The organism is Tunturiibacter empetritectus, assembly GCF_013410875.1.
Taxonomy (GTDB): domain Bacteria; phylum Acidobacteriota; class Terriglobia; order Terriglobales; family Acidobacteriaceae; genus Edaphobacter; species Edaphobacter empetritectus.
In genome coordinates this window covers 246,826-272,467 of record NZ_JACCCU010000002.1, presented here as the reverse complement: position 1 = coordinate 272,467, position 25,642 = coordinate 246,826, and the positions used below count along the sequence as shown (strand labels likewise).

The window sequence follows — 25,642 nt, the reverse complement described above, 5'->3', positions numbered from 1 at the left end:
TGCCTTTAAGTGGAAAAAATTTTCCACTTAAAACTGCAAATTTACCCCATTCCCGCCGACGGCAGCTCTATCAAGAGTCCGCGCAACGCAAATTTTCCCTATAAATTCAATGCTTTATCAGGCCACGGAGCGCTTTTTTGGGAGGAGTGAGAGAGCGATGGTGATTCCGAGGATGGCTACGATCGCGACGAGCGAGAGCAGGGGACCGATCTCGATCCAGTGGGCGGCGAGCATTTTGAAGGCTGCGAAGGCGAGGACCGCGGCGAGGCCGTAGTGGAGGAAACGCAGCTTGGCGAGCAGGTGGGCGAGGAGGAAGTAGAGAGAGCGAAGACCCATGACGGCCATGATGTTCGAGGTGTAGGCGAGGAAGGGCTGGCGGGTGATGGAGAGGACGGCGGGGATGGAGTCGAGGGCGAAGACAACGTCGGTGAGTTCAATGGCGATGAGGGCGAGGAAGAGAACGGTGATCATGCGCTGGCCGCTCTCGAAGACGAAGAACTTGTCCTGACGGAGGCTAACAGGGTGGAGGCGGGAGAGCCAGGCGATCCAGCGGGGCGTCTCGGTTTGTGGCTTTTCGGCGCCTGGGAGGACGAGGCGAATGGCGGCGAGGAGCAGGATCGCAGCGAAGAGGTAGCTGACCCACTCGAAGCGGGCAAGGAGGCCGAGGCCGGCGGCGATGAAGGCTCCACGCATGAGGATGGCGCCAAGGACTCCCCAGAAGAGAGCTTTGGGCTGATGGGCAGGTTCGATCTTGAAGACGCGGAAGAGGAGGAGGAAGAGGAAGAGATTGTCGATGGAGAGCGACTCTTCGATGGCATAGCCGGCGAGGTACTGGGTTGCGGACTGGCTGCCCATGGAGCGAAAGAGGAAGAGGGCGAAGGCGAGGGCGGCGGCTACCCAGAGGATGGTGGCGGCGACGGAGGTGGATTGGGTTTTTGAGGGGCCCTGGCGGCGGACGTATAACAGCTCGGCCCCGAGGAGGATGAGGATGAAGAGGTGGAAACCTATCCAGTGGCTGATGGGGGTCGCGGCGAGCATCTCATTTGGATGCTACAGGGCGCGGGCTGGAGCTTGCCTGGAGGGTGGATCAATTTGGGGGGCCGAGCTCGTCTGGGGAGGGTTTGACGGAGCTATTACCTGCTGTATTGCAACTACAGAGCGCTGGCTAGTGGGCGCCGGCGACCATGGAGTAGACCGTGTAGACGATAATTGCGAGCGCCATCCACAGGAGGGAGGAGAGAAAGAGGCTGCGCGCGATATCGAGGACATGATGGGTCTCGAGGAAGCCGTCTGCATTGTTTTGACGAGCGGTGCGGGTGGTGAGTTCTCTGTATCGGTTGTGAATGTCTGCGTACGATGGTGTCTGCATGGTCCCTCCTATCGGCCAAGACTAGGGGGAACGTTAGCCTGGAGACTATCCCTCGAATGCAGTAGTTTGTAACTCGTTTGGGTGATAATTGGTCTGTTTTTTCGAGACGATGGAACTGGTTTTCGGCGGTTTTTGGTGACAGCTGAGGCGCGATGGGGTAGGATTTGGCGGTATTCGGGCCACCTAAATCAAACTACTGGAGATGTTATGAAGATTTCGATGTGTTTAATGGCGGTTGCGGTGGGGCTGGTCGGGACACAGATGGCTGCGGCTCAGGCAGCGGCACCAGCGGGATCTACAGGCATGTGCAAGGACGGAACCTACTCGACGGCTGCGAGTAAAGCCGGGGCTTGCCGGGGACACCAGGGGGTGAAGGAGTGGTATGCGGCTTCGACGGCGAAGGCACCCGCTGCTGCTGCGGCTGCACCTGCTGCTGCACCTGCGGCCAAGACCGCTTCGGCAACTGCTCCTGCTGCTGCGGCGACAACTGCACCCGCGGCTGCGGCTGCATCTGCGTCGGCTTCGTCGGGTGGTACGTCCGGAAAGATGTCTCCAGCGCAGAAGGCTGCGGCTCGTCCGCTGGCTGCGGGCGGCGGTCCTGGCCTGGTGTGGGTGAATACGTCGAGCAACGTCTACCATTGCTATGGGACGGACTTCTACGGCAAGACGAAGGAAGGCGCTTATATGTCTGAGGCTGATGCCAAGGCTAAGGGCGCTCATGGGGACCACGGAAAGAGCTGCACGAAGTAGAGACTGTCCTGCCGGACGGGCCCGCTACGCGCGGCGCGGTCACTTCGTGACGTGTATACCTTTCCTCGGGTTAGTGAAAGATATGCGCCCTCCCGTTGGTCGGAATAAGATTTTCATCCCGACCAACGGGAGGACCGGCATCTACGGCTCACCGCGACAAGGTATACGAGTCACGAAGTGACCGCCCTCCGCGCAGGAGGGCCGTCCGGCAGGACACTATCTTTTAGGGGCGCTGGTTGATTAAGCGGATCATCTCGAGGAAGATGTCGCCGGAGATCTGCAGGGAATGGGCGCTGATCTTGTCGAGGGTGTCCTTGTCGGTGTGGTGGTAGCCGTCGGGGAGGGCTGCGGTGAAGGCGCCGTAGTGGGCGTCGATCACATCGAGGACAGGTACGCCGCGTGCCGCGAACGGGAGATGATCATCTTCTTCGGCCTCGCGGTATTTGAAGATGCTGGCGGAGTGGCCGGTGTTTTTGGCGGCGACTTTTAGCAGGTCGAGCAGCCACGGGGTGGAGTTTTCTACGTAGTCAATGTTGAGATCCTTGTCGGCGATCATGTCGGCGACTAGGAGAGCTTTCATTTTGGAGAGGGTGCCGTCCTGGGACCATTTGGCGGCGAGGTGACGGGTGCCGTAGAGGGAGTCGGCGGTGGACCACTTGCCGCTGACGGACTCTTCTCCGTCGTCAAAGACGAGCCAGATGGAGTAGCCCTCGGGCGGGTGGGCTCGGAGGACGCTGGCGATTTCGATGAGCAATGCGCTGGTGGCTGCGCCGTCGTTCGCGCCGTAAAAATCGATGTCGCGAAGGTAGTAGTTGGTCTCGTAGTGAGAGACGAGGACGATGATGCCGTCTTTTTTGCCTGGAAATTTGGCGATGTAGTTGGTCATCGTCTGGAGGCCGGCGGGGGTGGTGGCGGTGAACGTGTCGGCGACGAAGTTTCCCTTGGCGGCTTCGGGGGCGAAGTGCTGCTTGAGGAACTCTTCGGCTTTGGCATGTCCGGGAGAGCCGTTGAAGCGTTTGGGAGCTACGTCGAGGAGCTGTTTGGTGAGGTTGTAGGCAGCTTGTCCGCTGAATTGAGGGGAGGCGGCTCTCTGGGCGTTAGCTTTTGGGGCATTGATTGCAGATGCAAGGAAGGCGAGAAGCAGCGCGAGGAAGAGTGGTCGGCGTCGGGTCATGCGGCTTTACTGGCCTCTTTGGGTTTGCGACGGGATGGATGAACGAAGTACGCGACGCCTACGCCGAGAAGATAGAGAACGAGCATGGGACTGGCGAAGAGGATCATGCTGAAGGGGTCGGGCAACGGACAGATGATGGCCGAGATGAGGAAGATGACGAGAATGGCGTAGCGGATGTGCTTGATGAGGAACTTGGCGTCGACGATGCCGAAGAGCGAGAGGAAGAAGATGAGGATTGGCAGTTCGAAGCAGATGCCGAGGCCGAGTATGACGGCGAGGAAGAACTGGGTGTAGTCCTCGATGGTGAGGATGGGGTGGAATCTCTTGCCGAAGTCCAGAACGAGGACTTTGATGGCGCCGGGGAGCACCCAGTGATAGCCGAACCACGCTCCCGCCATGAAGAGACCGATGGTCGCGCCCATGAAGGGAAATACGTAGCGCTTCTCGTTGGCGTACATGCCGGGCGAGATGAAGAGCCAGAGCTGGTAGAGGATGAAGGGCGAGGCTAGGATCGCGCCACCCAGCAGGGCGGTCTTGAGGTAGAGATTGAGACCGTCGGTGGGGTGGGTGAAGTTGAGTGCGATGTGGAGGTCGTCGAGTGGTTTCTGGACAAGGCCGTAGAGCCGCTCGTGAAAGGCGTAGGCAACGGCGAATCCGATGAGCAGATAGACGGTGGCATGGATGAGGCGTTTGCGGAGCTCGGTGAGGTGCTCCATCAGGCTCATGCCTGGGAGTTCGGCGCGGTCGGTGACTGCGGCGCGAACGCTGTCGACCAGATCAGCCATGGTGGGTGGCCTCGCTGGTGACTACTTCGGCTGCCGGTTCGGGCTCTTGGGTGTGGGGGATTGCGTCGAGGACGGGCGAGAGAGCCGAGTTGCTGACAGGAAGGCCGGTGGAGGGTGGCATGAGATTGAGGTCACCGGAGGTTGCAATGGGAAGCGGCGCGGGAATCGCGGGCGGCATGTGTGGGTTGTCTTCCACCAACTCCTGAGTGAGCTGAGCGATGCGCTCGGGGGTTACGTCGGAGGTGGAGGCTTCGGTGAGTGCGGGCGGTGCGATGGTGTTCTCGCCGTCGGCTATGACTGGTGCGGTAATGGCTGGTGTGACTATAACTGGGGAGACGGGGGCGGCGGCCTCCATGGCGGCGATCTTTTTTCGCTGCTCTTCCTGGTCAGCGACGCGAAGTTCGTCTTCCATCTGCATGCGGAATTCGTTGGAGGCGCGACGGAACTCGGCCATGAGCTTGCCCAGTTGGCGGGCGAGCTCAGGCAGCTTCTTCGGGCCGAAGAGAAGCAGGGCGAGGAAGAAGATGACGGCGCTGTCCTGAAAGCTAGGCATAAGTCAATCCCATGATACGGCTTACGAGTTGGTGGAACAAATGGATGGAGCGCTTTGATGCTGTTATAAGATTTCCAGTGTAGGCAGCAGGATCGTTCGAAGAAAAGCGCACCTTTTGATTCGAGCGTGTGTCTAATTGTACGAACGAGTGATCTGACGGATCATGAGTGATGAAGTGGTAGGAGTTGCAACACCCCCGTGGGTTGGGTGACGGTTTCAAGCCGGCACAGTGAATCCACTGCAACTCAAGCAGTGCATGCTTTCAACATCCCCGTCTCAGAGGCGAAAAGACGATATCGGCCTAGCCGGTGCCAGACGACCTTGTGAGACTGAAGGCGGAGTACTTTGAACGGACTACTAGAGATCGCACCGGCTGCGGCCGTGGCGGAGAGCGTTGCAGATTCGTGTTCTTTAGACAATTACCTTTCGCAGCCGGACCATACGATGGACGCCCGGATCGCTGCTGCGCGCGAGAAGCTCGGCGAAGATGTTGTTTTGCTCGGCCATCATTATCAGCGGGATGAGGTGATTCGTTTTGCGGACTTTACCGGGGACAGCTACAAGCTTTCGAAGGTCGCCGCCGAGACAAATGCGAAGTACATGCTCTTTTGCGGCGTGCACTTTATGGCGGAGACGGCGGATGTGTTGGGACGGCCGTGGCAGCAGGTGATTCTGCCGGATTTGAATGCGGGCTGTTCGATGGCCGATATGGCGGAGATTGGGCAGGTAGAAGACTGCTGGGATTCGCTGGAGCGCGCGGGGATGACCGATGAAGCTTCGGGTGGGTTGATTCCGCTGACTTATATGAACTCGGCTGCTGCGATTAAGGCTTTCTGCGGCGAGCGGGGTGGTTTGGTATGTACGTCTTCGAACGCTCGTGGCGCCTTTGAGTGGGCGTTTGCACGTGCGGGGAAGATTCTCTTTCTGCCGGATCAACATCTGGGACGGAACACCGCGTTTGCGATGGGGATTCCGCTAAGCGAGATGGTGGTTTGGGATCCTTACCAGATTAATGGCGGAGTTAGCCCCGACCGTCTCAAGGCGGCGAAGGTGATTCTGTGGAAGGGGCACTGCTCGGTGCATCAGAGGTTTCTGCCGGAGCATGTGGATCGCGTGCGCCGGGAGGAGCCTGGCATGCAGGTGATCGTGCATCCGGAGTGCCGCTGGGAGGTCTGCCAGAAGGCGGATGATGTGGGTTCGACCGAGCACATTATTCAGGCGATTGAGCGGGCGCCGGAGGGTTCGAGTTTTGCGGTTGGGACGGAGATTCACCTCGTCAACCGGCTGGCGAAGCGGTTTGGGTCGCTGGGCAAGCGGGTGATTACGCTTGATGACTCGGGCTGCCTGTGCACGACGATGTATAGAATTTCGCCGCAGCATCTGGCGTGGGCTCTGGAGAATCTGGTTGAGGGACGGGTTGTGAATCGCATCAAGGTGGATGATGATGTGAAGCAGTGGGCGCGTGTTGCGCTGGACAGGATGCTGGAGATCAGGATTTGAGTAAGACGTTTACGTTGGGCGAGGCACAGACGTTGCTGCCGGTAGTAGAGGCTCTGCTGAGAAAGGCTCGGGAGGGACAGGCCCGGGCCGCGGAGTTTGAGTACGAGATGCAGCAGTTGAGCCACAGGATCTTTCTCTCGGGTGGGATGCATGTGGATGTGAGCGTCGCTGCTCGACGCCGAGCGGAGCGGGATAAAGCGGTGCAGGTGGCCAAGGATACGCTGGCTGAGATCGACTCGATCGGGGTTCAGGTGAAGGATCTCGAGGAGGGTCTGCTGGACTTTCCTTATGTGATGGATGGGAGAACAGTGTTGCTCTGCTGGAAGCTGGGCGAGCCGACGATTGCCCATTGGCACACCGAGGAGGAGGGGTTTGATGGGAGAAAGCCTCTGGATTCGCGGTTTGGCAAGATGGAGCGGCTGAACTAGATTTGGGTGGAAAGATTCCCTTTCTATGGATAACTAAATTTATCGGACGATAATCTTTATCGTTTATACTCGTCTCATGTTGGTGAATGAGGCCAGATCGTTTCGTGAGCTCTGCCAGGAGAACGGCATCGCTGTGACTCACCAACGGCAGGTCTTGTACGAAGTGATGAAGACGATGCATGGCCATCCGAGTCCGGAAGAGGTCTATGCGCAGGTAAAGAAGAAGGTGCCGGCAATCTCGCTGGCTACCGTTTACAAAAACATACATCTGTTTGTGGAGAGCGGCGTCTTTCGCGAGGTGAGCATGCATCATGGCTCGCTGCGCGTAGAGATGAACGATGAATCGCATCACCACATGGTGTGCTCAAAGTGTAAGGCGATTACCGACATTGGAGAAAAAGAGCTTGGGCTGGTGTCGAAGCAGGACAAACTGCCCGGCGGCTTTCTGGTGGAGCGGTATGCAGTGGATGTGATTGGCATTTGTGCAAAGTGCCAGCAGGCTTAGGGCGATTTCCTAACGAGTGGTAAGAGGTGAACTATGGCAGAAGATCTGAAGAGCAAGCAAATGACTACCGATGCCGGGCGACCGGTTGGCGATAACCAAAACTCCATCACGGTGGGCAATCGTGGACCGATCGTGTTTGAAGATTATTTGCTGTTTGAAAAGATGGCGCACTTCAATCGTGAGCGTGTTCCCGAGCGCGTGGTTCATGCGAAGGGTTCGGCGGCGCATGGCACCTTTACCTGTACTCACCCTGATATGGCGAAGTACACGACCGCGAAGGTGTTTGAGAAGGGTAAGAAGACCCCGACGTTCCTGCGGTTTTCGACCGTTGGCGGCGAGAAGGGGTCGGCTGACTCTGAACGCGATCCGCGTGGGTTTGCGCTGAAGTTCTACACGGAAGAGGGCAACTGGGATCTGGTGGGCAACAATACGCCGGTTTTTTTTATCCGCGATCCTCTGAAGTTTGGCGATTTCATTCATACGCAGAAGCGTGATCCGGAGACGAACCTGAAGTCGCCGAAGATGATGTGGGATTTCTGGTCGCTTTCGCCGGAGAGCCTGCACCAGGTTACGATTCTGTTTTCGGATCGCGGTACTCCGGATGGCTATCGCCATTTGAATGGATACGGCAGCCACACGTTTTCGCTGATCAATGCGAAGAACGAGCTGTTCTATGTGAAGTACCACTTCAAGACGAAGCAGGGGATCAAGAACTTCACTCGCGAAGAGGCCGACCACATGAAGTCTGTGGATATGGATCACTCGCAGAGCGATCTCTTCCGCTCGATCGAGAAGGGCGACTTTCCCAAGTGGACGGTGCAGATTCAGATCATGCCAGAAGCTGAAGCAGAGACTTACCACATCAATCCGTTTGACCTGACGAAGATCTGGCCACATGCGGACTATCCTGTGATCGAGATCGGAGAACTGGAGTTGAACCGCAATCCGAAGAATTATTTTGCTGAGGTTGAGCAGGCGGCGTTTGATCCGAAGAACGTTGCTCCGGGCATGGGTTTTTCGCCGGACAAGATGTTGCAGGGCCGTTTGATCAGCTATCCGGATGCGCACCGGTATCGCATCGGAGTGAACTACAACCTGCTTCCAATCAACGAGCCGAAGTGCCCGTACAGCACGTACAACCGTGATGGCAGCATGCGCTACGGTGAGAACGGCGGTAGTGGTCCGAACTACGAGCCCAACAGCTTTGGCGGACCGACGCAGGATAAGAAGTATCTTGAGCGTCCTGTGACCTACAACACGGCGACCGTGGGACGGTACGACCATCGTGAGCATGATGGCGACTACTACACGCAGCCGGGAAACCTGTTCCGCCTGATGACACCGGATGCGCAGGAGCGGCTGTGCGGCAATATCGCGGCCGGCCTGGGTAAGGTTGAGACGCGGATTCAGGACCTGCAGATCAATCACTTCTACAAGTGCGATCCGAAGTATGGCGAAGGTGTTGCCAAGGCTATCGGACGCAAGATTGAAGATATTGTGAAGAAGGAAGAGCTGGTTGGTGCATAAGTAACTTTTTTAGTTACATAAAGAGGCGGCCCTTTGCGGGCCGCCCTTTTTCTTTAAAAGACTATGTCCTGCCGGACGGCCTCCTGCGCGGAGGGCGGTCACTTCGTGACTTGTATACCCCTTCGGCTGGTCCTCCCGTTGGTCGGGGGAGAGATTGATTTCGACCAACGGGAGAACCCTCGAGATTCATTTCGCCAAGACCGGTATACGCGTCACGAAGTGACCGCTTCGCGCGAGCCCGTCCGGCAGGACGTTTTACGGCGTTGGGGCGGTGGGGTTGGCGTCGGGTTTATGGCCTGGGAGCCACTCAGGCTTCCACGAAGTGTCGGCCAGCCAGCGGATGGGGTTGACCATAGAGGCGATGGCGTTGGTCATGTGGGTGAAGTCGATGGTGCGGATCTCGTCGCTGGGCTGGTGGTAGTCCTTGTGCAGGCCGTAGCTCGAGACGGTTTGAGCGACGATGCCTTGCTGAGCCAGCGCGTAGTTGTCGGAGCGGCGGAAGAAGTTTTCTTTGGGGTGAGGGTCGTTGACCAGGTGGGCACCGTGCTTTGCCAGTTCTGGGCCAAGGTTGGAGCGATCGAAGCCGGTGAGCCAGAGGGTTCCGGCTGGGACGGCCGGGTCGGGGCGGCCGATCATCTCGAACTCGAGGTTAGCAACGATGCTGGCCAATGGCACAGGCGGGTGGGCGAGGAAGGCGCGGTTGCCGAAGCCGCCGAGTTCTTCAGAGCCGAAGAGTGCGAAGACGATGGTGCGTTTGGGTCGTGGGCCGGTGGAGAGGATGTGGGCTAGTGTCAGCACGGCGGTGGTGCCGGAGGCGTCGTCGTCGGCTCCGTTGTAGTTGGTGTCGCCGGCGGCGTTGGCGGGACCGATGCCGAGGTGGTCGAGATGCGCGGTGAGGAGGATGACCTCATTGGGTGCCGTGGTTCCGCGCAGGATGGCGATGGCGTTCCAGGTCTCTTTGCGGGGGACGTCCTGAAACTTGGCGAGGCGCTGCTGGGTTCTTACGGGCAGGGGATCGGGGAGGGGGGACTTCTGGAGAAAGGTACCGTTGTCTCCGCCGGGCTCGAGGCCGAGGGACTGAAGTTGAGAGGCCACGAAGAGGGCGGCAATATGCTCATCGCGTGTAGCTGAGCCTCGGCCGTGAAGTTCATCGTCGGCCAGGAAGTTCATATCTGCGTGAACTTCCTGTTGCAGTGCAACGGAGAGCGATACTGTTTCTCGAGCTGTTGCGTCGAAAGGGTGAGAGGGCTGCGATTGTGCTTTGGAGGGAAGACTTTGTGCGAGCAGTATTGCGGCCAAGGGCAGAAGATGGAAAAGCTTCGAGGGTTGCATTGCGAAAATTATAGAGGAACGTTTTTGTTGAATTAATTCTGCGTTGGCTGCGGCTGCTGCGAAGATAGAGAAGAGGCTTTGGACGATGGAACGATGGGGAAGTTTCGGGCGTTGGGCGGTTGTAGGCGTTGCGTTGATGCTGCCAGTTTTCACCGGGTGTACGGGATTCTTTCCCCCGGTCGACAACTCTGGTGGTGGCGGGACCGGAGCGGGTGGGAACCAGGTATATGTGGTGAATCAGACGACGAAGTCTGTGAGTGGATTCGCAGTGGGGACGGGAACCTTGACGGCTGTGAGCAACTCGCCGATCGCGCTTGGGTCGCAACCTTTTGCGGAGGTGGTAACTCCGAATAATGCTTTTCTTTACATTGCGGGGCAAGCGTCGCTCAGCTTGTATCTGATCAACTCCAATGGATCTTTGAGTGCGCCGACCGCCGGCGCGGTGCCGAGTCTGGTGACTGCGGCTTCGCTGGCGGTTTCGCCGGATGGGCAATGGCTGATTGCGCTCGACAGTTTCACGCAGCAACTGGATATCTATCAGATCAACTCCACTACGGGTGCGCTGACCGATGTGGGGTCGCCTACGTATGTACTTCACGCTGGGGCGGGGACCTGGCACCCTTCGATGGTGAAGGTGTCGCCGGATGGGACGCTGATCTTTGCTGCACTTGGAACCGGCGGTGACGTCGTGTTTACGTTCGACACAGCTACTGGTACTGCGGTGCAGAGCCAGAGTCTGGCTAATGTGGATGCGAGCACAGGTGATGTTGGGCTGGCGATCGATCCCAAGACGGCTTATCTCTACATTGCGCGAAGCGGGACCAGCGGGGGAGTCGCCGTCTACACGATCGGGTCTGGAGGCGTGTTGAATTCGGTTACGGGGTCGCCATTTGCAGCGGGGAACGGAACCATGTCCGTCGTGCTGGATAGTACGGGCACTTACGCCTATGCGGCGAATCGTACTGATGGCACGATCTCTGGATACACGATTGTCGCTGGGACTACCCCTGCGGCTTTATCGTTGACTCCGCTGAGCGGGTCGCCCTATAAGAGTGGAGCGTCGGTGCAGTCGCTGGGGATCGATCGAACCGGGAAGTATCTGCTGGCGGCGTCGGTGGGTGGGAGTCCGGATCTGACGATGTACAGCTTCGACATTACGACTCCGGGGAAGCTTGACGCGGCGACCAGTATCGCTACTGATACCGATCCCGCTGGGGCTGCCGCGGTGGCGCTGACGCACTAGTTGTTCCAGACCGGGACGGTGGTATTGGAGTTGATGCCTGGATGTTATGGATTTAGCGAGGCCGCCGTTAGTATGGAAGAAGTGGTGTGTCGTGACGCGGAGTTTCAAGGCTATCGTTTCTTCATCTGGACAATTCGGTTTCGTGCGGTGCTTTTCGCGGATTTGCGGCTTCTTGGCGGTCTCGGTGCTTCTGGTGGCGGGCGGGAGCGGGTGCTCGCGACTGCGGCCTAAGCCGGCGGCTCAGTATGTGTATGTAACGGCGAAGCAGACGTTCTTGCGCGACCGAGTGGCGGCGGTCTCCAATCGCACGGCTACGGTGGAGAACGGCGATCGGCTCGAAGTGCTCGATCACGGACGGCGGTTTGTGAAGGTCCAGACAGCCAAGGGAGAGCAGGGCTGGATCGATGAGAAGGTCGTCGCGACGCAGGATGTCTTTGATCAGTTTGAGAAGTTGAAGCAGGATCATAAGGCTGATCCGGTGGTTGCCTCGGCGGTGGTGCGGGACGAAGTTTATATGCATGCCAAGCCGGGCCGCGACACGGAGAGGTTCTTTCGTCTGGCGGAGGGCGAGAAGCTGAAGCTGCTGTCTCGCGCGACGCTGGCAAAGCCTCTGCCGCCGGGAACGCGGGTTGCGAAGGCTGCACCTCCCACTCCAGCGGCTGCGGCTGGTGCTGCAGGAAAGAGTGCGAAAGGTGCCGCGGCTGCTGCAGTGCCGGACGAGCCCGCTCCTCCGGTGATGGAAGACTGGTGGTTGGTGCGTGACTCCAAAGGCGATACAGGCTGGCTCTTTAGCCGGATGATGGATGTCGATGCGCCGGACGCGATCACGCGATACTCCGAAGGACAGAGGATTGTCGGTTCGTACATTCTTACTACGGTGAACGATCCGGAGGCCGAGCAGGACGATAAGAATATTCCGATCTACGTGACGGTGCTGAGCCCTTATAAAGCAGGGCTGACGTATGACTTCGATCAGGTGCGCGTCTTTACGTGGAATGTAAAGAAGCATCGCTATGAGACGGGGTTTCGCGACAGGAATATTGAAGGATATCTTCCGGTCACGGTAACGATGGCTAGCGATTCTTATGGCAAGTTGCCGGCGGCTACGACTGCGGCGCCAACCTTTTCGTATCGAGTGCTCTCCGATGAGGCTGGGCCGGTGGTGCCTGATCCTGTGACGGGTGCGATTGTGCCGGGCAAGACGGTGATGAAGATCTATCGGCTGGAGGGCAATCTGGTTCGTCGAGTGATTCAGCCTGGAACAACAGCGCCTGGGGAGGCTCATCCGGAGCCTGTGTCTGAGAAGAAGAAGGCTGCGGCGGCCAGGGGCGGAATAGGCAAGAAGAAGCGGTAGGGTGTGTCTGGCGTGCAGACTTCCGCGGATGACTAAGAAGGTTTTTACTGATAGAAGCTGGCTATCGTGTCGACTACGGTTTGCTGCTCGTCTTCGCGTAGCTCGGGATACATAGGGAGGGCCAGGACTTCATCGGCAGCGGCTTCGCTGATGGGGAAGTCGCCCTGCTTGTAGCTGAGGTAGGAGAGACTGGTCTGCAGATGCAAGGGGACGGGGTAGTAGATCTCGCTGCCGATCTTTCGATCTGTAAGGTATTGGCGGAGTTCGTCGCGGCGGGGTGTGCGGATGACGTACTGGTGGAAGACGTGGCCGGCGCGCGGGTCGGTGATTGGGAGGACGATGCCTTTGTCGGTACTGGCTGTGCTGTCTGCGGTGAGGTTGGCTTTGTGGAAGAGCTGGTCGTAGCGGGCAGCGTGGTCGCGGCGCTGCTGGTTCCACTTTGGCAGATAACGGAGTTTGACCTCGAGGACAGCGGCTTGAATGGAGTCGAGGCGGGAGTTCCAACCGATCTCCTCGTGATAGTAGCGGCGGCGCATGCCGTGGGCGCGGAGGACGCGGGCATGATCGTCGATTGCGGCGGAAGTGGTGGTGACGAGGCCGGCATCTCCCATGGCACTTAGATTTTTTGTGGGATAGAAGCTGAAGGCGGCTGCATCTCCAAGGGCTCCTGCGGGGACTCCGTTCCATGTGGCTCCGAAGGCCTGGGCGGCATCTTCGATGAGCAGGAGTTTGTGGTTTTGTTTCAGTGCGGTGAATGCGTCCCAATCGGCGCACTGGCCGTAGAGGTGAACGGGGAGGATGGCTTTGACGTTGCGGCCCACGGGAGAGTCGAGGAGTTTCGCGACGGCCGGGGCTGAGAGGTTGAAGGTGGCAGGGTCGATGTCGGCCAGCAAAGGTGTGGCGCCGCAGCGGAGGATGGCGCTGACAGTGGCGAAGAAGCTGAAGGGGGTGGTGATGACCGCGTCGCCGGGGCCGACGTTTGCGGCGGCGAGAGCGAGCCAGATGGCGTCGGTGCCGCTGGCGCAGCCGATGGCGTGAGGAGCTGCGCAGGCAGTGGCAGCGGCGTGTTCGAAGCTGGTGACCTGGGGGCCAAGGATGAAGTGCTGCGACGTGCAGACGGCTTCGATGGAGTCGAAGATCTCCTGCCGGAGGACGGCGAACTGGCGGGAGAAGTCAAGCATTGGAACGGGTTGCGGCTTGCGGATGGTCACATCTGCCATGGTATATCGCTCGTATGTCGCTGCGGAGACTGCGCCAGACTGCCGTTCCGTCTTGCAATGCGTCTAAGGAAGTATTGCGTTCGTCTCTACCATGTGACGGGCCAGGTTGATTATTGCCGTCGATGCTCGTATTGTTGACAGTCTTGGCTTCAGACTTGGCGTTTGCGCTGAGTTTTGTTCTGAAGCCGATGGGTCACGGCAGAACCTCATCGCAGTATGAACATTTGAATAAAGGAGATCGGCCCCATGGAATCAAAGCCGGCACAGAACATTCAGGATACTTTTCTCAATACAGTGCGAAAAGATAAGAGTCCGATCACGATTTACCTGGTAAGCGGCGTGAAGCTGACAGGGAAGATTCGGTCGTTCGATAAGTACTCGGTGTTGCTGGAGAACAACAGCCAGGAACAGCTGATCTTCAAACATGCGATCTCGACGGTGGTGAGTGGGCGAGCAGGGGCGCATGGGGATGTGCGGAGTGATGCGAAGCCAGAGGTGCGGGCGGCGGTAGGTTCAGCCCCTGCCGGTGGGCCAGTACAAGAGGCGACAGGGACACAAGGCCGCTAGCCGTTGACAACTGAAGATGGAAAGAGGAATGGAAGGAAGCCTGCGAGGCGCAGTCTGGTGGAGGCGCACGAGGCTGCGATGCGCCATGGGCGGGGTGATCTGCCCCAGGCGGAGCGCGCCGTTCTGGTCGCAGTGGAGTTTACCGGGGAGCGGCGCAAGCTGACTGCTGCAGCGAGACTGGCAAAGACCGCAGCTGCGGTCTCGGCTGGTACTGCGCTGGATGGCCTCGATCTTTCTGTGGCGCCTAAGGCTGTGGCTGACCTTGACTTCGATGCTTCGCTGGCGGAGTTTGAAGAGCTGGCGAGAAGCGCGGGAGCCGAGGTGGCTGCGACCCTCATTCAACGGCGGCCGAGGCCAGATCCTGCGACGCTGGTGGGGCAAGGCAAGTTGGAGGAGATCGAGGGCGTGATTGCCTCGACCGGGGCTGACCTGGTTCTGTTCGATCACGATCTGTCGCCGTCGCAGCTGAGAAACCTGGAGGCGAAGCTGCCTTGCCGGGTCATCGACCGAACGCAGCTGATTCTGGATATCTTCGCAAGACACGCGCGGACGCGGGAGGGTCAGCTGCAGGTGGAGTTGGCACAACTGGAGTACCAGCTTCCCCGGCTGGCTGGGCGGGGGAAGTCGATGTCGCAGCTGGGCGGCGGCATCGGGACCCGTGGACCGGGTGAGACGCAGCTGGAGACGGATCGACGGAAGATCAATCTGCGCATCGACCATGTGAAGGAGCAGCTGGAGTCAGTGCGGCGAATTCGCAGGCAGCAAAGGCAGCGGAGAGAGGCGGTGCCGGTCCCTGTGGTTGCGCTGGTGGGCTATACGAATGCGGGGAAGAGCACACTGTTCAATGCGCTGACCGAGGCGGGAGTGCTGGAGTCTGCGCGGATGTTTGCTACGCTCGATCCCAAGCTGCGTCAGTTGACGCTGCCTTCGCGGAGAAAGATTCTGCTGTCGGATACGGTGGGATTTATTCGCAACCTGCCGCACACGCTGGTTACCAGCTTTCGGGCGACGCTGGAGGAGGTAGAGCGCGCGGAGCTGCTGCTGCATATTCGCGACGCTTCGAGTCCCATGGTGGATGAGCAGAAGACTCAGGTTGAGAAGGTCCTGGCGGAGTTGGACGTTTCGAAGAAGCCTGTGATCGAGGTGCTGAACAAGATCGACCTGGTTGGGAATGACGAAGGGATGCCCATGGGAGCGCCCGGAAGTATCGCGGTCTCGGGACTGAAAAAGCTGGGGCTGGACCATCTGCTGGCAGCGATCGATGCTGCATTGGTTGTCGATCCGCTGATTGAGATGCAGTTTCGTCTGCCGCAGTCGGAGGGAGCCGTACTGGCGGCGTTGGAGGCAGGGGCGGTGGTAGAGGGAAAGCGCTTCGAGGGAAATCTTGCCTACGTTACGGCACGAGGGCCCGCTTCATTGCTGAACAGATTCAGAAGATTCCGGGAACGGGCGATTGAATAGAAGACACCCTTAACTAGCATAGGCCGCCTGACGGGGAGCGGAGGTGGTGTCCCCAATCACGCGACCTATGTGACCCAGAGCTTAGGGTCCAGGTGGTACATCAAAGTCTAGTCCTTTGCCCGAGGAAGTCAAAGGAAACGTGCAAATAATTGGCTCAAGGGCTTGGGAGTGAACCACGTGCGAATACCGTTCACGATGGCCGATATTCATCAGGTGATTGGTTGACACCCTTGTAACCGCTTTGCTAAAACTAGGTGTACCTCGAACTATCATGCAGCGCCTGCGCCAGTGATTTCTGGAACAGAGTAGCGGTGTGAGACCGCTCACGACAGGACTTTCAAGCGGCCCCGGCCGACCCCATTCATGGATCAGATACTGAATCAACTCGGTGGACTTGTGCTCGGCTCCGTGCCGACGATGGTCTTGTTTATCTTGCTGGTGGTGGCTTATGGGCTGATTGTTCGACGTCCGCTGGATCGCGTGCTGGCTGAGCGGCGCGCCCGTACCTCAGGTGCTCTTGAGCAGGCTCGGAGAGCGATTGCCGCAGCGGAGGCGGAGACCGCGGCTTATGAAGAGAAGTTGCGCCACGCCAGGGTTGAGATCTTCCAGATGCGCGATAAGAAGCTGAAGCAGTGGAATGCGGAGCGGGAGGCAGCACTCGCCCAGGCCCGTCAGCAGACGCAGGACCGAGTTCATGGAGCCAAGCAGGAGATAGAGCAGAGTGCTCATGAGGCGCGGCTGCAGATTGCAGGAATGAGCGAAGAGTTAAGCTCGCGGGTTCTCAATGCGGTGCTTCCAGCTGGAGTTCAGGCAGCGGAGGTTGCGCAGTGAAGAATTCTTTTGTGAAGAGGCTTTTGCCTGCTGTTTTCTTGCTTGGATTTCTCTTCGCGCCAGTACGCCATGGGAAGGCACAGGATGCAGGTGCTCCCAGCGCAGGCACTGATCGGCCCGCCGTCTCCGAGACGCAGTCCTCCGAGAAGAATCAACAGGAAGAAGACGAAAACGACAAGTACCTTCATTCGGCCACGGTGCGCGCTCTTGGGGCGAAGGTTGGTTTGAACGCGGAGCAGGCGGCTACGGCGTTTACGGTTGCCAACTTTGTAGTTCTAGCCGCGCTCGTAGGGTGGTTTCTGGCGAAGACGTTGCCGAAGACCTTTCGTAATCGGAGCACATTGATTCAGAAGCAGCTCGTGGATGCGCGCACTGCGACCGAAGATGCCAATGCCAGGTTGAACAGTGTAGAAGCTCGCCTAAGCAAGCTGGACAGCCAGATCGCGGCCATGCGCTCCCAGGCAGAGAAGGACTCCGCGCTCGATGAACAGCGCATTGCGGCCAGCGTGGAAGAGGAAAAGCAGAAGATTCTGGCGGCAGCCGAGCAGGAGATTACTGCCGCGACGGCTCTTGCGCAGCGACAGATACAGCAGTATGCGGCAGAGCTTGCTATCGAACAGGCAGCACGCAAGCTGGTAGTCACGGCGGAGACTGACCGTCTGTTGATCCAGAGCTTTGCGCAGCGGTTGACCGGCGACGATTCGAAGAAAGGACAAAACTGATGTCTGTCCTTTCGTTGCGTTACGCTCACGCGTTTGCCGCAGTGGCTGCCTCTGCGCACCTTGATGCAGCCGCGGCACAACAACAGCTTCGTGATTTCAGTGGAACGTTCGCGGGTAGTCATGACCTTCGTGAAGTTTTGATGAATCCGTCGATTGCGAACGAACAGAAGTTGAAGGTGCTCGATGCGATTGCAGGACGCATCGGGATGTTCCCGCAGGTGCGAAATTTTATTGCAGTGATCATGGATCATCAGCGCCTCGATGAGTTGAACGAGATTCTCGAGGAGTACCACGTCCTTGCCGATGAGCAATCGAACATGGCGGAGGCGGAGATTACCAGCGCCCGGCCGTTGAATGATCAGGATCGTGCCGAACTCGAGGCTCAGGTTGCGAAGCTCGCGGGGGGTCGCGTTCGGGCCACTTATCTCCAGGATGCAACTCTGTTGGGTGGAGCTGTAGTGCGGCTTGGTTCCACGGTGTACGACGGGTCCATCCGCGGACAGTTGCAGCAGTTGAAGCAGAAGCTTGTGAACGCGTAGAGTCTTGCCGGCGACGGCGCTAAGTTTTTGAAGGTTTGACACGAATCGAGTAGAAGGAAGACATGGCACAGATCAAGGCGGATGAGATAACAGAACTGCTTCGCCAGCAGATTGAGAACTTTGAGCAGCGCATCCAGGTGGATGAGGTTGGAACGGTCATCTCGCTGGGTGATGGTATCGCGCGTGTCCACGGCCTGGATAAAGTGATGGCCGGTGAGCTGATCGAGTTTCCGCACGGCGTTGCGGGCCTTGCCATGAACCTAGATGAAGACCAGGTCGGCGCGGTGCTGCTGGGTGACTACACGGAGGTCAGCGAAGGCGATCAGGTGAAGCGGACCGGTAAAATCATGTCCGTGCCGGTCGGCGAGGCTCTGATTGGCCGCGTTGTAAATGCGCTGGGTCAGCCTATCGACGACAAGGGTCCGATCAATACCGACAAGTATCTACCAGTGGAGCGGCTTGCTCCTGGCGTTATCGATCGTCAGTCGGTGCGTGAGCCGATGGCTACCGGCATCAAAGCCATCGACACGATGATTCCGATTGGCCGCGGCCAGCGTGAACTTTTGATCGGCGACCGTCAGACCGGAAAGACTGCAATCGCGCTCGACACCATCATCAACTCCGCCAAGAACAACCTGATCTGCATCTATTGCGCGGTCGGGCAGAAGCGTTCTTCCGTGGCACAGGTGGTGCAGACGCTTGAAGAGCATGGCGCAATGGCTTACACCATTGTTGTTGCCGCGACTGCCTCTGAGCCGGCGCCGATGCAGTACCTCGCTCCGTTTGCTGCGACGGCAATGGGTGAGTACTTCCGCGACAGCGGCAAGCATGCGCTGGTGATCTATGACGATCTCTCGAAGCACGCCGCCAGCTATCGCGAGATCTCGCTGCTGCTCCGCCGTCCGCCTGGGCGCGAGGCGTACCCCGGCGATGTGTTCTATCTCCACTCTCGGCTGCTCGAGCGCTCCTCAAAGGTTTCAGACAAGCTCGGCGGCGGTTCGCTGACGGCGCTTCCGATCATCGAGACGCAAGCTGGCGACGTTTCGGCTTACATCCCGACGAATGTGATCTCAATCACGGATGGGCAGATCTTCCTTGAGACCGACTTGTTCAACTCTGGCGTGCGTCCTGCCGTCAACGTTGGTCTCTCCGTATCACGCGTAGGCTTCTCGGCTGCAATCAAAGCAACCAAGCAGGTTGGAGCCACCCTGAAGCTTGATCTGGCGCAGTATCGCGAGCTGGCTGCGTTCTCGCAGTTTGGTTCGGATCTGGATAAGGTAACGCAGCAGCAGCTCAACCGCGGACAGCGCCTGACGGAGCTCCTCAAGCAGCCGCAGTTCCAGCCGCTCAGCGCGGAGAAGCAGGTTGCAATCCTCTTCGCTGGTGTAAACGGCCTTCTGGATGATGTAGAGGTTAGTGATCTGCGGGCGTTCGAGGACGGCTTCTATCCTTATCTCGAATCGGCACAGCCCGCGATTCTGACAGACATCGCCACCAAGAAGGCTCTGGACGACGATTTGAAGTCTCGTCTGACCGCGGCGATCAAAGAGTACAAGGGCAACTTCCTCGCAGATCGCAAGGACAAGAACCAGCAACAGAAAGAGACGGTTGCAGCTAAGTAAACCATGGCAAACGTACTCGATTTACGTCGTCGCATCCGCAGTGTGAAGAACACGCGGCAGATCACGAAGGCCATGAAGATGGTCTCGGCGGCTAAGCTGCGCCGTGCGCAGGAGCGTGCCATGCAGGCACGACCCTACGCCCAGATGCTGATCAACGTGCTGGAGTCTCTGGTGCGCCGCACCGATATCTACAACGAGCAGACCGGCGAGATTCTTCATCCCCTGCTGATTGAGCGCGAAGAGAAGAACGTACTCGTCGTCGTGATCGCAGGCGATAAGGGATTTGCAGGCGGCTTCAACTCGAACGTTGGCAAAGCAGCGCAGAAGTTCATCGACGCTCGCGTGGCGAGAGGACAGAACATCGACCTTGAGCCCATTGGGAAAAAGGCGATTGGCTTTTACAAGAGGAAGTTTCCAGCGGCGAACTACGAGAAGACAGAAGAGCACTACGACAACGATCTCGCAATACACTACGATACGATTCGCCATCGCGCAGCACAGATCGAAGTTGCAGCGGAGCATCCGGACCTTCTCGTCAAGACCGAATTTGAAGCTGTCTCCAAGCTGGCGCACTCCATCATCGAACGTTACGAACGGTCGGAGATTGACTCTGTCTATCTCGTCTACAACGAGTTCAAATCTGTGCTGCAGCAGAGAATCGTTGTAGAAAAGTTGCTGCCGATTGTCGAGCTTGGAGCTCACAACGTTGAGTCTTCTCAGGAGCCGACCCAGGAAGAGCGCGATGCGGCTGTTAAGGCAGCGCAGTCGGAAGGCATCAGCGTTCATGTACCCGAAGCCAGCGAGATGGAAGAAGAAGCCAAGAAGTTTGGCACCGCCGATGTCGATGACATCTTCGACCAATCGCCGGAGAGACTCTTCCGTCACCTGATGCCGCGTTATGTGACGACAGTGATCTTTCATGCATTGCTCGAGTCCACCGCTGCAGAACACGCAGCGCGTATGACGGCAACCGATGCTGCGACCAAGAACGCAGGCGACCTGATCGACAGCCTGAGCCTCACCATGAACCGCGTACGTCAGGCAGCAATTACCAAGGAAATTATTGAGATTGTGAGTGGCGCGGCTGCTCTCTAAGCACAGACGGCTGCAATAACGAAAGAGACCTATGGCAGAGAATATTGGCAAAGTAATTTCGATCAGCGGACCGGCCGTTGACGTTCAATTCGAAGAGTCGCACATGCCGCCTATCTTTCAGGCGATCCGCATCGTCAGCGAAGGCTTTGATGTTCCCACCCCGTTGGACGTAATCGTTGAGGTCCAGCAGCATCTTGGTGAAGGCCGCGTGCGCTGCATCGCAATGGTCGCGACCGAAGGGATGGTTCGCGGGATGAAGGCGATCGACACCGGTTCGGGCATCATGGTGCCGGTGGGCCGTGAGACGCTTGGCCGCGTGCTCAACGTGCTTGGCGAGCCGGTGGATGAGCTGGGACCGGTCAACGCGAAGGTGCATATGCCGATTCACCGGCTGGCTCCTGCGTTTGATGAGCAGTCAACCAGTGAGGAGATGTTCGAGACTGGCATCAAGGTCATTGACCTCATCCAGCCGTTTATGAAGGGCGGCAAGATCGGCCTGTTTGGTGGCGCTGGTGTGGGCAAGACCGTCATCATTCAAGAGCTGATCAATAACGTTGCCAGCCAGCATGGAGGCTTTTCGGTGTTCGCCGGTGTGGGCGAGCGTACCCGCGAAGGCAACGATCTTTGGATGGAGTTTCAGGAGTCCGGCGTTATCGACCTGAAGGATCTGCCGAAGAGCAAAGCGACGCTGGTCTATGGGCAGATGACTGAGCCGCCAGGGGCGCGTCTTCGCGTGGCGCTGACCGGCCTTACAGTGGCGGAGCACTTCCGCGACGAAGAGGGCGCGGATACGCTGCTGTTCATCGACAACATCTTCCGCTTTACCCAGGCGGGTTCTGAGGTTTCGACGCTGCTTGGCCGTATGCCTTCGGCCGTAGGCTATCAGCCTAATCTTGCGACCGAGATGGGTGAGTTGCAGGAGCGCATCACCTCGACGAAGAAAGGTTCGATTACGTCGGTGCAGGCGGTGTATGTGCCTGCCGACGACTTCACTGACCCGGCTCCGGCGACGACCTTTGCTCACCTTGATGCGACCACATCGCTTTCGCGGCCCCTCTCCGAACTAGGAATCTATCCCGCTGTAGACCCGCTGGCTTCTACCTCGCGCATTCTGACTCCTCGCGTGGTCGGGCAGGAGCACTACGATGTGGCGCAGGGTGTGAAGAAAATTCTGCAGCGCTACAAGGATTTGCAGGACATTATCGCAATTCTCGGTATCGACGAGCTCTCGGAAGAGGACAAGGTCACCGTGGCACGTGCGCGTAAGGTGCAGCGGTTCCTGTCGCAGCCGTTCCATGTGGCTGAGATCTTCACCGGTATCCCAGGCGCTTACGTCAAGGTTGCGGATACGGTTCGGAGCTTCAAGGAGATTATCGAAGGCAAGCACGATGACATTCCCGAGCAGGCCTTCTATCTGAAGGGCGGAATCGAAGACGTGATTGCAGCTGCAGAGAAGATGAAGCAGACGGTATAGAGCAGCGAGTCAGCGAAGTGCAGCAAGTCAGCGAGTTAGCAGAGAAAACAGCAAGTCAGCTGACCAGTTTTCGCTAACTTGCTGACTCGCTATGAAAGGAAACATGGCAGAGACACAACAATCTGGTCTTCTCAGCGTTCGGCTGGTCACTCCCGACCGTGTTCTGCTGGATGCGACGGCAGAGGCGGTGGAGTTGCCGTCGATGTCGGGATATCTGGAGGCGCTCTATGGTGCGGCGCCCCTGCTCGCAGAGCTTGGTGCGGGCGAGGTGCGCTTACATGGTGGCAGCTCAGGCGATCAGAAGTTTTTCGTAGCCTGGGGCTTCGTGGAGGTGCTGCCGGAGCGTGTGACGATCTTGGCGGAGACCGCGCTGCATCCCAACGAGATTGACACCGCCGAGGCCCAGAAGGAGCTTCAAGAGGGTCAGAAGCTTTGGAACGAGGCTGGTGACGACGGTGCGAAGTACGACGAAGCCAATGCGGTTACCCGGAAGGCTGAGGAGAAGCTCGCTTCAGCGCAGGGTAAGAGCAGCTAAGCCCGTCTGCTGTCCTCAAGCCATCAGGAGCCGCCTCGATCGAGGCGGCTCCTTTGTTTTAGAAAAAATAATCAAAAATCTTGGCGTATTTTTGAGGTTCCCCGAGAACGCTGTTTGGGAGCCACGTCCACCACGCATCTCACCACGATCACACTACAAAATCACCACACGAAAACACGCGAAATTCTAAAACACCCCTCGAAAACACCAGCAAAGACAGGGAAAACCCCGGGATCGCCGGGGTTCCATTTTTTTCCTGTGCAGCAGTCCAATCAGGAAGCTTTTTTCGTTTTGGCAGTAGGTGCCGGTGTCTCTGCAGCAGACTCGGCCTGCTGGCGTAGAGCGTGGATGACGACCCGCAGCATCTCCTCTTCCGGAGCAGGTTTTCCGGTGAAGATCTCGAACTGGCGCGCTCCCTGCTGTACGAACATCTCGATGCCGGTGATGATGGGGATGCTGTGTTGGCGCGCGAGACGAAGCAGTGGCGTTTCGAGCGGGTTGTAGACGAGATCAAATACCAGTTTGGTGTTGAGGTCTGCCGCTTCGAGGACCGGCGCGCCCTTGATGCCGGTCATGCTGATGGGAGTCGCATTGACGATGACGTCGAAGGTGGTCTTGGCGAGGGCGTCCTTCTTGATGGTCTTCGAACCGGACTGCCTTGCCAGCTTCTGCGCTGTTTCGGCGGTGCGATTGAGGATGAAGACGTCTGCTCCCTTATCGCGCATCCCAAAGACTGCAGCGCGAGCAGCTCCACCGGCACCGAGGACAAGGGCCTTTGCTCCGCGAAGAGACATGCGCTTCTCAATGGGGCCGGTGATGCCGGCGACGTCCGTGTTGAAGCCATAGAGCTTGCCGTCCTGACGTAGCACGGTGTTGCAGGCGCCGATCTTGGCGGAGAGGGGATCGGTCTTTTCGAGGTGCGCCATGATCTCCTGCTTGAGTGGCATGGTGACGCTAAGGCCTTGGATGGGGATCTCGTGGACGAGTTTGAGCAGGTCGGAGAGTTTATTGGCTTGAAGCGCGAGATAGACGGCGTTGACGGTCTCGCGGCGAAAGGCCGTGTTCATCATGATGGGAGAGAGTGAGCTGCGGATAGGGTTTCCGGCGACGCCATAGACCTTGGTGGCTGCGTCCACTTGATCGATGCGATAGGTTTCGATGAGTGTGCGGGCGGCGATCTGGCCGGGGGCAGTCTCTTCGCCAGCGGTGGCTGCGGCGAAGGTAAAGGCAGAGCCGGCGCGGAGGCCGAGGACGCGCGAGATGATGCCCGCATCGCCCATACAGACAGCGACAATGTTGGAGTGATCGTCCATCCGCTCGATGAAGCGCATGAGGGTGACGTTGTCGGTAAGAGATTTGGCGGTGGGGACGATCTTGATGAAGTCTGCCTTGAAAGGCTCGATGCGCTTGAAGATGCCGTCGAGATCTTTGGTTGCGGTGAAGTCGTGGTGGCTGACGATGAGAGCGATGCCTGTATCGCGCAGCTTCTGAAGCTCGCCTTTCTTCAGGCTCTCGGCGGATTCGAGTTCAAGGTCGACGATGTGGAAGCCGGAGGTTCCTGCCTTGGAGAGAATCTCCATCTCGGCGGCGAGATTGCCGGAGAATTTGCCGCCGTTGGCGGCGCGGCGGCAGGTCGCGATAGCAGTGACAGCGGTATTTTCACTGAGGAAGTGCTTTAGCTTTGGCAGGGCGAGGAGAGGCTTTTCCAGGTAGTCGAGGCGAAACTCGAGGAAAGGAGTTTCTTTGGCGACGGCGCTGGCTTTTTCAAGCATCTCGGCAGGCGTGGCGCCGATGATGGGCACGCAGACTTTACTGATACGGGAACGAATAAATTGGGGGGCTACGGTGGGCACATTCACTCTCATGTCTACAATCGCGGTATATTACAGACCCGCGGGGAAGGATGCAAATTTTTGTTGCAACAGAAGGGGGTTAGTTGGTGCCCCTGCATCATCAGCTGTTACCGTCTTTTTGATGCTGTAACCCTCGTTGCGGTACTAAAAATAGACTCTGCGGATTGAGGAATGTTACCGGGAAGGGTTTTATGGAATCGGCGGCGATAACATTAGGGATCAGGGACGCCTGTTAGCGGGTACTGCCAGGAGTGCGTTAGGGTTATGGGCGCTCAAAATAAAGGAGTTAGTGTGAGTGAGCAGATTGAGGTGGTGCGGGTTGCGGCGTGGGAGGGGCTGGGGTGGCTGCGGCATGGGTTCAGTACGCGCGGTGGGGGTGTTTCTTCGGTTTATGGGGGAAAAATGCTGAATCTGGGGTGGACGAAGGAGGATGCGGCTGCTTCGGTGGTGGAAAATCGAGTGCGTTTTGTGCGGTGTGTTGATGGTGACTTGGTGCAGAAACGTGGTTCTTCGCTGGTGGGATTGAGGCAGATTCACTCGGATGTGGTGCGGGTGGTTCGTGAGGGGGATGGGGCGCTCGCGGGGAAGCTGGAGACGGCGGAGGGGAGGGCCGTGTTGGAGGGGGACGGCTTGATTACGAACGTGCCGGGCGTGTTGGTGGGGGTAGGGACGGCGGATTGTGTTCCGGTGCTGGTGGTGGATCGAGAGAAGAGGGCAGTGGGGGCGTTTCATGCGGGGTGGCGGGGGACGGTGGCGAAGATTGTGGAGCGCGGGGTGGCGATGATGGTGGCGGAGTATGGGTCGCGGGTGGAGGATCTGGAGGCGGCGGTGGGGCCGAGCATTGGGGCTTGCTGCTACTCGGTGGGTGAGGAAGTGCATCGGGAGTTTGGGGAGCGATTTGGGTATGGGGAGGAGCTTTTTCGGGTGGGTGCCGCGGAGGAGGAGGGGAAGCTGTATCTGGATCTTTGGGAGGCTAATCGCAGGCAGTTGGTGGAGGCTGGTGTATGGGAGGAGCGGATCACCGTGGTGGGTGAGTGTACGGCTTGTGCGGTGGATGCGGTGGGGGAGATGAAGTACTTTTCGCATCGTGGAGCGAAGGGGGTGGCGGGGAGGATGTTGAGTGTGGTGGGGGTGGCTGGGTAGGTGCGAAAGGCGCTCTGTCCTGCCGGACGGGCGCCCTGCGCCGGCGGTGGTCACTTCGTG

At 58.4% G+C, this 25,642-nt stretch carries 25 protein-coding genes; 17 read left to right on the top strand and 8 right to left on the bottom strand.

What is annotated here, in order from left to right; translation table 11 throughout:
• Positions 1-117: 117 nt before the first annotated feature.
• A complete protein-coding gene (locus HDF08_RS13295; RefSeq protein ID WP_179639158.1) occupies positions 118-1,038 on the bottom strand; it encodes a TerC/Alx family metal homeostasis membrane protein in 921 nt (306 codons plus the stop codon).
• Positions 1,039-1,165: 127 nt separating this feature from the next.
• Entirely contained in the window at positions 1,166-1,369 is a 204-nt protein-coding gene (locus HDF08_RS13290) for a hypothetical protein (RefSeq protein WP_179639157.1), read from the bottom strand.
• A gap of 207 nt (positions 1,370-1,576) precedes the next feature.
• Between HDF08_RS13290 and HDF08_RS13285 the strand changes: the two genes are divergently transcribed.
• A complete protein-coding gene (locus HDF08_RS13285) occupies positions 1,577-2,119 on the top strand; it encodes a DUF3761 domain-containing protein (protein WP_179639156.1) in 543 nt (180 codons plus the stop codon).
• Positions 2,120-2,342: 223 nt separating this feature from the next.
• Here HDF08_RS13285 and HDF08_RS13280 read toward each other — a convergent pair whose 3' ends face one another.
• The 3 genes from HDF08_RS13280 to HDF08_RS13270 are packed head-to-tail and all read right to left on the bottom strand — an operon-like array spanning position 2,343 to position 4,631.
• Positions 2,343-3,293 (bottom strand): M28 family peptidase, encoded by a 951-nt coding sequence (locus HDF08_RS13280; RefSeq protein ID WP_179639155.1) that lies wholly within the window; start codon positions 3,291-3,293, stop codon positions 2,343-2,345.
• A complete protein-coding gene (tatC, locus tag HDF08_RS13275) occupies positions 3,290-4,078 on the bottom strand; it encodes a twin-arginine translocase subunit TatC (RefSeq protein ID WP_179639154.1) in 789 nt (262 codons plus the stop codon). The genes HDF08_RS13280 and tatC overlap by 4 nt, the downstream gene beginning before the upstream one ends.
• A complete protein-coding gene (locus tag HDF08_RS13270; protein ID WP_179639153.1) occupies positions 4,071-4,631 on the bottom strand; it encodes a Sec-independent protein translocase subunit TatA/TatB in 561 nt (186 codons plus the stop codon). Before HDF08_RS13270 ends, tatC begins: the two co-directional genes overlap by 8 nt.
• Before the next feature lie 345 nt (positions 4,632-4,976).
• Between HDF08_RS13270 and nadA the strand changes: the two genes are divergently transcribed.
• The 4 genes from nadA to HDF08_RS13250 all read left to right on the top strand — a co-directional run bounded on the left by nadA (position 4,977) and on the right by HDF08_RS13250 (position 8,591).
• Complete coding sequence (gene nadA, locus HDF08_RS13265; RefSeq protein WP_218884698.1) at positions 4,977-6,131, top strand: quinolinate synthase NadA; 1,155 nt, start codon at positions 4,977-4,979, stop codon at positions 6,129-6,131.
• Positions 6,128-6,559, top strand: a complete 432-nt coding sequence (locus HDF08_RS13260) for a DUF2203 domain-containing protein (protein WP_179639152.1) — start codon at positions 6,128-6,130, stop codon at positions 6,557-6,559. The genes nadA and HDF08_RS13260 overlap by 4 nt, the downstream gene beginning before the upstream one ends.
• A gap of 76 nt (positions 6,560-6,635) precedes the next feature.
• Complete coding sequence (locus HDF08_RS13255) at positions 6,636-7,064, top strand: Fur family transcriptional regulator (RefSeq protein ID WP_179639151.1); 429 nt, start codon at positions 6,636-6,638, stop codon at positions 7,062-7,064.
• Between the two features lie 33 nt (positions 7,065-7,097).
• On the top strand, positions 7,098-8,591 hold the full coding sequence (locus HDF08_RS13250) for a catalase (protein ID WP_179639150.1): 1,494 nt from the start codon (positions 7,098-7,100) through the stop codon (positions 8,589-8,591).
• Between the two features lie 255 nt (positions 8,592-8,846).
• Here the strand turns inward: HDF08_RS13250 and HDF08_RS13245 are convergent, their stop codons facing one another.
• Positions 8,847-9,761: a M28 family peptidase gene (locus HDF08_RS13245; protein ID WP_179639149.1), complete on the bottom strand. Its 915-nt coding sequence runs from the start codon at positions 9,759-9,761 to the stop codon at positions 8,847-8,849.
• Positions 9,762-10,008: 247 nt separating this feature from the next.
• Here HDF08_RS13245 and HDF08_RS13240 point away from each other — a divergent pair, with 247 nt between their 5' ends.
• Both HDF08_RS13240 and HDF08_RS13235 read left to right on the top strand, forming a co-directional pair.
• Positions 10,009-11,166: a lactonase family protein gene (locus HDF08_RS13240; RefSeq protein WP_179639148.1), complete on the top strand. Its 1,158-nt coding sequence runs from the start codon at positions 10,009-10,011 to the stop codon at positions 11,164-11,166.
• 172 nt (positions 11,167-11,338) lie between these two features.
• The gene (locus HDF08_RS13235) at positions 11,339-12,520 is read left to right on the top strand and encodes an SH3 domain-containing protein (RefSeq protein WP_179639147.1); all 1,182 of its coding nucleotides are present in this window, start codon (positions 11,339-11,341) and stop codon (positions 12,518-12,520) included.
• A gap of 44 nt (positions 12,521-12,564) precedes the next feature.
• Here HDF08_RS13235 and HDF08_RS13230 read toward each other — a convergent pair whose 3' ends face one another.
• Entirely contained in the window at positions 12,565-13,740 is a 1,176-nt protein-coding gene (locus HDF08_RS13230) for a DegT/DnrJ/EryC1/StrS family aminotransferase (RefSeq protein WP_257031118.1), read from the bottom strand.
• Positions 13,741-13,986: 246 nt separating this feature from the next.
• Between HDF08_RS13230 and hfq the strand changes: the two genes are divergently transcribed.
• The 9 genes from hfq (at position 13,987) to atpC (ending at position 22,586) form a co-directional block, all read left to right on the top strand.
• Positions 13,987-14,307, top strand: a complete 321-nt coding sequence (gene hfq, locus HDF08_RS13225; protein WP_179639146.1) for an RNA chaperone Hfq — start codon at positions 13,987-13,989, stop codon at positions 14,305-14,307.
• A 78-nt stretch (positions 14,308-14,385) separates the two neighbouring features.
• A complete protein-coding gene (gene hflX / locus HDF08_RS13220) occupies positions 14,386-15,768 on the top strand; it encodes a GTPase HflX (protein WP_179639932.1) in 1,383 nt (460 codons plus the stop codon).
• Between the two features lie 363 nt (positions 15,769-16,131).
• Complete coding sequence (locus HDF08_RS13215; RefSeq protein WP_179639145.1) at positions 16,132-16,599, top strand: F0F1 ATP synthase subunit B; 468 nt, start codon at positions 16,132-16,134, stop codon at positions 16,597-16,599.
• 23 nt (positions 16,600-16,622) lie between these two features.
• Positions 16,623-17,321 (top strand): F0F1 ATP synthase subunit B, encoded by a 699-nt coding sequence (locus HDF08_RS13210; RefSeq protein WP_218884697.1) that lies wholly within the window; start codon positions 16,623-16,625, stop codon positions 17,319-17,321.
• Entirely contained in the window at positions 17,321-17,860 is a 540-nt protein-coding gene (gene atpH, locus HDF08_RS13205) for an ATP synthase F1 subunit delta (protein WP_179639143.1), read from the top strand. The genes HDF08_RS13210 and atpH overlap by 1 nt, the downstream gene beginning before the upstream one ends.
• 62 nt (positions 17,861-17,922) lie before the next feature.
• Positions 17,923-19,482, top strand: a complete 1,560-nt coding sequence (atpA, locus tag HDF08_RS13200; protein WP_179639142.1) for a F0F1 ATP synthase subunit alpha — start codon at positions 17,923-17,925, stop codon at positions 19,480-19,482.
• A 3-nt stretch (positions 19,483-19,485) separates the two neighbouring features.
• Complete coding sequence (locus tag HDF08_RS13195) at positions 19,486-20,577, top strand: F0F1 ATP synthase subunit gamma (protein ID WP_179639141.1); 1,092 nt, start codon at positions 19,486-19,488, stop codon at positions 20,575-20,577.
• Between the two features lie 31 nt (positions 20,578-20,608).
• Positions 20,609-22,051, top strand: a complete 1,443-nt coding sequence (atpD, locus tag HDF08_RS13190) for a F0F1 ATP synthase subunit beta (protein WP_179639140.1) — start codon at positions 20,609-20,611, stop codon at positions 22,049-22,051.
• 103 nt (positions 22,052-22,154) lie between these two features.
• On the top strand, positions 22,155-22,586 hold the full coding sequence (gene atpC / locus HDF08_RS13185) for an ATP synthase F1 subunit epsilon (RefSeq protein ID WP_179639139.1): 432 nt from the start codon (positions 22,155-22,157) through the stop codon (positions 22,584-22,586).
• A gap of 272 nt (positions 22,587-22,858) precedes the next feature.
• On the opposite strand, the gene aroE is transcribed toward atpC, so the two are convergent.
• Positions 22,859-24,451 (bottom strand): shikimate dehydrogenase, encoded by a 1,593-nt coding sequence (aroE, locus tag HDF08_RS13180; RefSeq protein ID WP_179639138.1) that lies wholly within the window; start codon positions 24,449-24,451, stop codon positions 22,859-22,861.
• 279 nt (positions 24,452-24,730) lie between these two features.
• Here aroE and pgeF point away from each other — a divergent pair, with 279 nt between their 5' ends.
• Positions 24,731-25,582 (top strand): peptidoglycan editing factor PgeF, encoded by an 852-nt coding sequence (gene pgeF / locus HDF08_RS13175; protein WP_373563188.1) that lies wholly within the window; start codon positions 24,731-24,733, stop codon positions 25,580-25,582.
• The last annotated feature ends 60 nt before the right edge of the window (positions 25,583-25,642 follow it).